Origin of the sequence: Mesorhizobium sp. NPDC059054 (assembly GCF_042739215.1) — a bacterium.
Lineage (GTDB): Bacteria > Pseudomonadota > Alphaproteobacteria > Rhizobiales > Rhizobiaceae > Mesorhizobium.
In genome coordinates this window covers 22,191-28,421 of record NZ_JBHYHV010000005.1, presented here as the reverse complement: position 1 = coordinate 28,421, position 6,231 = coordinate 22,191, and the positions used below count along the sequence as shown (strand labels likewise).

Here is a 6,231-nt window from a genome sequence, read left to right as displayed (position 1 = left end):
GCTGGGTGGGATCGTTTGGGGGGGGCACGAAGCTCCCCGCCTTGTTTGTTTTTTTTTTTTTTTTGGCCGCCGCGTCGTGCGCCCCCCCCTGCCCCGCCGCGGCAGAGGCACCGAGGACGCCGCCTCCCACTTCCTCCGGCATCCGGGCGGCGAGCCAGAAACTGCCGAACTTGCGCGCTGCCGTAATGTCGGCATCGCGGCCGCCGGCGATCCTGCCTGCAAAAAGGCGTGGGCTCAAAACCGCCGTCGTTTCCTTCGGACCGGGGAGCCCGAGCATCCGATCGCTCCGAAATCCAAGGGGCTTGGCAATGGCGTGCAGGGCAATGAGACCCTGAAACCGTCAATCCGCCGATCAGTCTGCCGGTGTCGCCATGAACGACGTCGGCGTCATCGATCGCCTCCTCGAGACCTTCACCTCCTACATCGACAGCGGCTTCGGTCTGCTCGGTAGGGAGGTGGCGTTCCTCACCTCCTCGCTGATCGTGCTGGACATCACCTTTGCCGGCCTTTTCTGGGCCTGGGGTGCCGAGGAGCGCCCGTGGCTGGCTTGTCTTGCCTGTCCGCAGCGAGCCGCTTGATGACATCACTTATCACCGGCAGATCCCGGATGCGTGTTTAGCGTGCTGCTGCGTGCCCGACAATTCGGCGCGCAGCGGCAAGATCATCAATCGATAAGGGGTTGAGGCCGAAACTCCGAAGCGGGCGTCGGTCACAGCTGGGTCGTCCTTTCGATGGCGGGGGTGCGTTCCAATATTTCGGCGAGGAAGCGGACGCTTCGCTCGGCGGCGGACAAACCGTCCTCGAACGCTACGTTGGTGCCCTCGTTTGGCGGCGTCTCGACGACAAGCCTGCCCCTATAACCGACCTCCTGGAGTGTCTGCAGGCATTCACTCCAGGGTACATCACCGTCGCCACAGGTGCGGGTCCCGCCACCGGGACCGCGCCCGTGGTCTTTGGCATGTACAAGCCCGATCCGGTTGCCGAGTTCCAGGACCCAGTTCTCCGGAAAAGGTTGCTTGTCGGCCAAGGCATTGCCTAAATCGAGACAAGCTTTCACGGCCGGCGATCCCACGTCGTCGAGCAGGGCTCGGAACTCGCGTGGACTCTGCAGGAAGCCGATGGGAACGTTCTCGACGGTGATCGTAACTCCGTCGGACTCGGCGTACCGAGCTGCCTGCATTAGCGTCTGCACTGCAGCGTCGTACGTGGCCTCGTAGGAAACACGCCGCTCCTGCGAGCCGGGGACGACGATCACGGTCTCCACGCCGAACTCGCGCGCGACGCGGAAGCCATCGCGCATGGCGCGCAGAGCGCGCCCGCGCACGTCCGCGGACTGTGAAGCAGGATTGTGGGTGAAGAAATGGCGCAGCGCGATACCGCTCACTCGCAACCCATTGCGTTGGAGCGCATCCTCGAGTTCCTGCTTCATGCCGAGCGCCCAGTCGAAGGTCCAGCGCTCGTCGTCAAAACCGATCTCGATTCCGGAGGCACCGGCGCGGGCAAGCCGCGAGAATACGCGCTCGTCGATCGTGAGCGTGTCAGGCTCCCAACCATAAACGGTCCAGAGGTTGACGGCGATGTCCTTGTTCAACGCCATGGTGTGGTCCTTTCGTTTGCGGGGGCGCTTCGATGCTTTGGTGGGGAAGCAAGTGGTCTCGATTCCGGATGCCCCGGCGCGGGCAGGCACGAGATGGGCGCTCATCGATCACGAGCGCGCCGGGCTCCCAGTCGTCGACGGCGGGGTTGACGGCGATGCCACGGATCAACGCCATTCGACCAGTACCTTGATCGCTGTGTCCGGCCGGGTCTGGAGCGCCTCGTAGCCTTCCCCGATCCTCTCGACTGGGAGACGGTGCGTGATCAAAGGGGCGACCCGGACCTCGCCTCGGGCCAGCAATTGCAGGCTCTGCTCGTGCGTCCGTCGCCATGTCCAGCGATAATAGGGGTCCGGCAGTTCCAGCTTCGGGCCGGCCTGGCGCGAGACGATGACGTCTAGCTCGCGTGCGAACAGATCCCAATAATCGAAGATGATCGGACGCGCGTACATGCCTGCGAGCACGAGTCGGCCACGCTCGCACGCCAACCGACCAGCGGCCCCGGCGAGCTCCGCCGAGCCGCCCGCCTCGATCACGACGTCGGCCCCTCGTCCGGCGCTCAGCGCCGACAGCCGAGCTTCCGCCTCCGCTACAGACTGCGCCTTGACAACCGCGGTCGCGCCCAGCAACTTCGCAACATCGAGCCGGCTCGCAATCCGGTCGACGGCGACGACACTGCGCGCACCCATTGCCCGGGCGATCTGGAGAGCGATCAGGCCGACTGTACCTTGCCCGAGGACGACAACGTCGTCGCCGAGCGATACGGTTGCTCGCTGGAGGGCGTGCAAGGCTATCGACGTCAGGACCATGAAAATCGACGTTTCCGGCTCGAGCCCTTCCGGTAGCCGAAACGCCTCGTCCTCGGGCACGGCGACAAGCTCACTATGCGCTCCCCAGCACGAGTGCAGACCCGGGAAGCTCGGCGCGCCCTCGCAGACGACCCAGTCGCCCTCGCGCAGGCCACTCACGGCCGGCGCGACCTCGACGACGCGACCGACATTTTCGTAGCCAGGCACGAGCGGATACCGGATCGCCCCACCATGGACGCCGGGAAGGTTGCCCGCGAGCACGGCAAGCTCGGTGCCGGCGCTGATGGCGCTGAGATGGGTCTCCACCAACACCTGCCCAGGCCGGACGGAGGGACGAGGGATCTGCCGGACCTCCACCTGCCCGGGCTTTGGGACAACGACGACCTTCAAAATATCCACCTCGCTCTCGCCCCGGATGATTCCCGCACCACCAGCTCGCTCGGAAGCACCAGCGACCGCGGTCGCACCTCTTCGCCCTCGATCAGGCGGAGGAGCATCTCCGCCGCATTCCGCCCCATCTCGCCGATCGGCATCCGTGCAGTGGTTAGCGACGGCTGCACGTGTGCTGCTAAGGGCTGGTCGTCAAATCCGGTGACAGCGATGTCATGCGGCACGCGTAGCCGTCGAACGCGCGCGGCATCGAGGCAACCGGCTGCAATCACGTCGCTGGCGGCGACGACGGCTGTCGGTCGCACCGCTGCCGGAGCGTTGAGCAAGTCCTGCAGCGATTCAAAACCGTGCCTCGCCGTGAACGGCCCCTGCCGCTCGAGTTCGATGCGATGCGCCAGTCCGTGCTTTTCGAGTGCCCGCCGATACCCATCGCGTCGGAGGATGCAAACGCTGAGGTCGAGCGGTCCGTTCACGAACGCAATCTGCTTGTGGCCGGATCCGATCAACTGCGCGGTCAACTCGAAGACCGCCTGATCGTGATCGCAATCGACCCAGAGGACCCGGTCGTCGCGATGCCCGACGACGACCGCGGGGAATCTGCGCTCGACGAGTTGGTCGAGCAAGTCGTCGCCGACCCGGACATCGGTAAGGATGAGACCATCGAGCCTGCCGCGCGTGACCTCGGCAAGAACGCGACCGTTCCGGTAATCTGCGGGCACGCTCAGCAGCATCAGGCTGTAGTCCGCCTCCCCCACGACGTCGCCGACCGCGCCAAGCAGTTCGGGGAAGACCGGATGCATGACCAGTTCGGACGGAAGCACCGGGAAAACGACTCCAATGGCGTACGCCTGCTTTGTCGCAAGGTTCTTGGCGAAGAAGCTCGCCTGGTAGCCCTGCTCGGCAATCAGCGCGAGCACCCGCTCGCGCGTTTCTTGGCCGACCCCGTCGCGTTCGTTGACGACGCGCGAAACCGTGCCCGTAGACACCCCGGCCATCTGCGCGATGTCGATGATCGTCACCCGGCGATTTGTGGAGGCCTTGCGGCTGAAAGCGTTCAGTGAAAACGTTCCTCAGATAACGATTTACGCAAACGCTTGCGTAATGGATTTAATCAGAATACGGTAACTGTGGCTGAAGTCAAGATGCTCGCCGAGAAAGCGCGTGGCGACAAGATCAGGTTTCGGCCGGCAAACGAGCTGGAAGCGTCTGGGACGAAGTCGGGCCAATGCGGCAGGAACTGGTGAAACAGGTTGTTGACAAAATTGGGCGGGGCGAGGTGGGGGCTGCGGGCAAGTCGATGACGATCGGCTTCGATGGATTCATCGATTCGATCGTGAGGATAGTCAGAGAGCACAGCGAGAGCGGCGCGGAGCACTATCGGTCGAAAGCCAGCTTTGGCCAAAGCCTTACGCAACTGGCGACACGCAATGCGAGTTTCGAACTCACCGAAGTCACGACAAAGATCGGCGGCAATATGCCGATCGCCGCCCACGCGCTCGCCCGGTTGGGCGTGCACGTGAGGTGCATCGGCATGCTGGGATGCCCCGTGCCTGATCCGCACTTCGCGTCGATGGACGGCAACTGCGAACTGCACAGCTTCGCTAATCCGTCCCACAGCATGGCGCTCGAGTTCGAAGATGGGAAGATCCTGCTCGCCAAGAGCGACTTGCTGCGGACGATTGGATGGCAGGAGATTGCAAGGACGCTAGGTCTGTCGCGCCTGATTGATCTCTATCGCGATGCCGACGCGATCGGATTTGCGAACTGGGGTGAGATCGACCGCGCCACCGAGATCTGGGAGGGTGTCGAACGGGACATTCTTCCACATATGGCGATTGGAGCGCCGCGAATCGCCCTTTTCGACCTCGCCGACAGCAGCCGGCGGACGGCTCAGGAATTCCGGCGCCTAGCGGCGCTCGTCGGCCGCCTCACGGCGCGGTGCGAGACGGTGATGTGCCTCAACGCGAACGAGGCGCTGGCGCTAAACGCGGTGCTTGGCGGCGATGAGCATGAGTCGGATGTCGGCACGGCCGGCGAGGCGCTCTTCGCCGCAGTGGACGTACACACGCTGATCGTTCGCCATGCTCGGGCCGCGAAGGCCTGGACCCGGAACGGAGTCGTGGAGGAGGACACGTTCTATGTCGAGCGGCCGCGGCTTTCGACCGGCGGCGGTGACAATTTCAACGCCGGCTACTGCTTCGCCCGCCTCGCGGGGCTGGATGTCGAGCAAGGCCTGGTCATCGCAGCGGGAGTGGCGGGTTTCTACGTGACCGAGGGCGACAGTCCGACCCTCGAACAGCTCGGTGGGTTCCTGATGGAGCGGGCGCCTGCCGCGGACATGCCGGCGAGACAGGTGGGAGGGATGCGATGACCGACCCCGTGCGACTTGGCGTCCTCGGCCTCCACAACCACTACCATGCGTTCCCGATGGCGGACTACATCACCAGAGGGATCGACGGCGTCGAGCTCGTCTCGGTCTACGATCCGCGCCAGGCATACGCGGCCGACTATGCCCGCCAATTCGGCATTGGCGCTGTTGCCGGCTCGCGTGCCGAACTGCTGGCCGACTCCTCGCTTGATGGCGTGCTGGTGATGTCTTACACGGCTGCCCATCGCGACGATGTCCTCGCCTGCGCGGCGGCCGGAAAGCACGTCCTCCTCGACAAGCCGATCGCGATGACTGTTGCCGAAGCCGACGCGATGGTGAAGGCGGCGGACAAGGCCGGCGTCGTGTTTATGCTGGCTTACCATGTTCGCTACCTGCCGGCTTACCAGAAGGTGCGGGAGATGATCGCGAACGGCGTGATCGGTCGCCCTCTGACAATGAAGATGTCGATCCGGTGTCCACTGCAATATGTGACCGACACACCGACATCGAAGACTCCCGGCTGGTATGTCGACCCGAAGCTCGCGGGCGGCGGCGGGTTCCTCGATCATGCGGTCCATTACACGGATGCGATGCGCTATCTGCTCGGCAGCGAGGGCCGAACCGTATACGGCAAGATCGCCCGTCTCACGGATCACAAGATCGACCTCGACGACTACGGCGTTTGCGTCATCACCACAGACAAAAGCGAGATTGTTACGATCGAGAGCACTTGGCACGCCGCCGACTGGTACAGCCCGATGGCGAGCCCGGAGGAGTGCCTGATCGTCGGAACGCTCGGCGAGATTCACGTCCATCACCAGAAGAGCCCGCAGTTGGAAGTATCGGGTCGCGGCATTGCCGGTCGTCAGTATTTCGACTGGAAGGGCGATGACCGCCAGATGATCTCCTACCGCAACTTGGTGATCGAGTTCGCGCGGGCAATTCGGACGAAAGCCAGACCCGGAGTCGACGGTCGCGACGGCCTCAAGGCGCTGGCGATCATCGAGGCGGCTCATGCCTCCTCTGCCCTCAGAAGGGAAGTCAGCATCATGGAAACGGGAGTTTGAGT

6 protein-coding genes and 1 pseudogene are annotated in these 6,231 nt (G+C 63.9%); 4 read left to right on the top strand and 3 right to left on the bottom strand.

The features are described from left to right. Nucleotides 1-76 precede the first annotated feature (76 nt). On the top strand, nucleotides 77-451 hold the full coding sequence (gene trbK-alt / locus ACFWXH_RS21085; RefSeq protein WP_379123812.1) for a putative entry exclusion protein TrbK-alt: 375 nt from the start codon (nucleotides 77-79) through the stop codon (nucleotides 449-451). Continuing rightward, nucleotides 372-533 (top strand): annotated as a pseudogene (locus tag ACFWXH_RS21080) (P-type conjugative transfer protein TrbL); the annotation flags it as partial. The gene trbK-alt and the pseudogene ACFWXH_RS21080, both read left to right, overlap by 80 nt. A gap of 176 nt (nucleotides 534-709) precedes the next feature. Here ACFWXH_RS21080 and ACFWXH_RS21075 read toward each other — a convergent pair. The 3 genes from ACFWXH_RS21075 to ACFWXH_RS21065 form a co-directional block, all read right to left on the bottom strand. After that, on the bottom strand, nucleotides 710-1,597 hold the full coding sequence (locus tag ACFWXH_RS21075; RefSeq protein WP_379115060.1) for a sugar phosphate isomerase/epimerase family protein: 888 nt from the start codon (nucleotides 1,595-1,597) through the stop codon (nucleotides 710-712). Nucleotides 1,598-1,762: 165 nt separating this feature from the next. Continuing rightward, entirely contained in the window at nucleotides 1,763-2,803 is a 1,041-nt protein-coding gene (locus ACFWXH_RS21070) for a zinc-binding dehydrogenase (RefSeq protein ID WP_379115059.1), read from the bottom strand. Continuing rightward, nucleotides 2,791-3,813: a LacI family DNA-binding transcriptional regulator gene (locus ACFWXH_RS21065; protein WP_379115058.1), complete on the bottom strand. Its 1,023-nt coding sequence runs from the start codon at nucleotides 3,811-3,813 to the stop codon at nucleotides 2,791-2,793. The genes ACFWXH_RS21070 and ACFWXH_RS21065 overlap by 13 nt, the downstream gene beginning before the upstream one ends. A 206-nt stretch (nucleotides 3,814-4,019) precedes the next feature. On the opposite strand from ACFWXH_RS21065, the gene ACFWXH_RS21060 reads away from it, so the two are divergent. Both ACFWXH_RS21060 and ACFWXH_RS21055 read left to right on the top strand, forming a co-directional pair. After that, nucleotides 4,020-5,165, top strand: coding sequence for a hypothetical protein (locus tag ACFWXH_RS21060; RefSeq protein ID WP_379123326.1), 1,146 nt, complete (start codon nucleotides 4,020-4,022; stop codon nucleotides 5,163-5,165). Next, complete coding sequence (locus ACFWXH_RS21055) at nucleotides 5,162-6,229, top strand: Gfo/Idh/MocA family protein (RefSeq protein ID WP_379123325.1); 1,068 nt, start codon at nucleotides 5,162-5,164, stop codon at nucleotides 6,227-6,229. Before ACFWXH_RS21060 ends, ACFWXH_RS21055 begins: the two co-directional genes overlap by 4 nt. Nucleotides 6,230-6,231 lie beyond the last annotated feature (2 nt).

What these genes read in the sequence shown, in the direction of transcription:
- ACFWXH_RS21075 (WP_379115060.1), bottom strand. Translation starts at nt 1,597, where the DNA reads ATGGCGTTGAACAAGGACATCGCCGTCAACCTCTGGACCGTTTATGGT.
- ACFWXH_RS21060 (WP_379123326.1), top strand. Translation starts at nt 4,020, where the DNA reads ATGCGGCAGGAACTGGTGAAACAGGTTGTTGACAAAATTGGGCGGGGC.
- ACFWXH_RS21055 (WP_379123325.1), top strand. Translation starts at nt 5,162, where the DNA reads ATGACCGACCCCGTGCGACTTGGCGTCCTCGGCCTCCACAACCACTAC.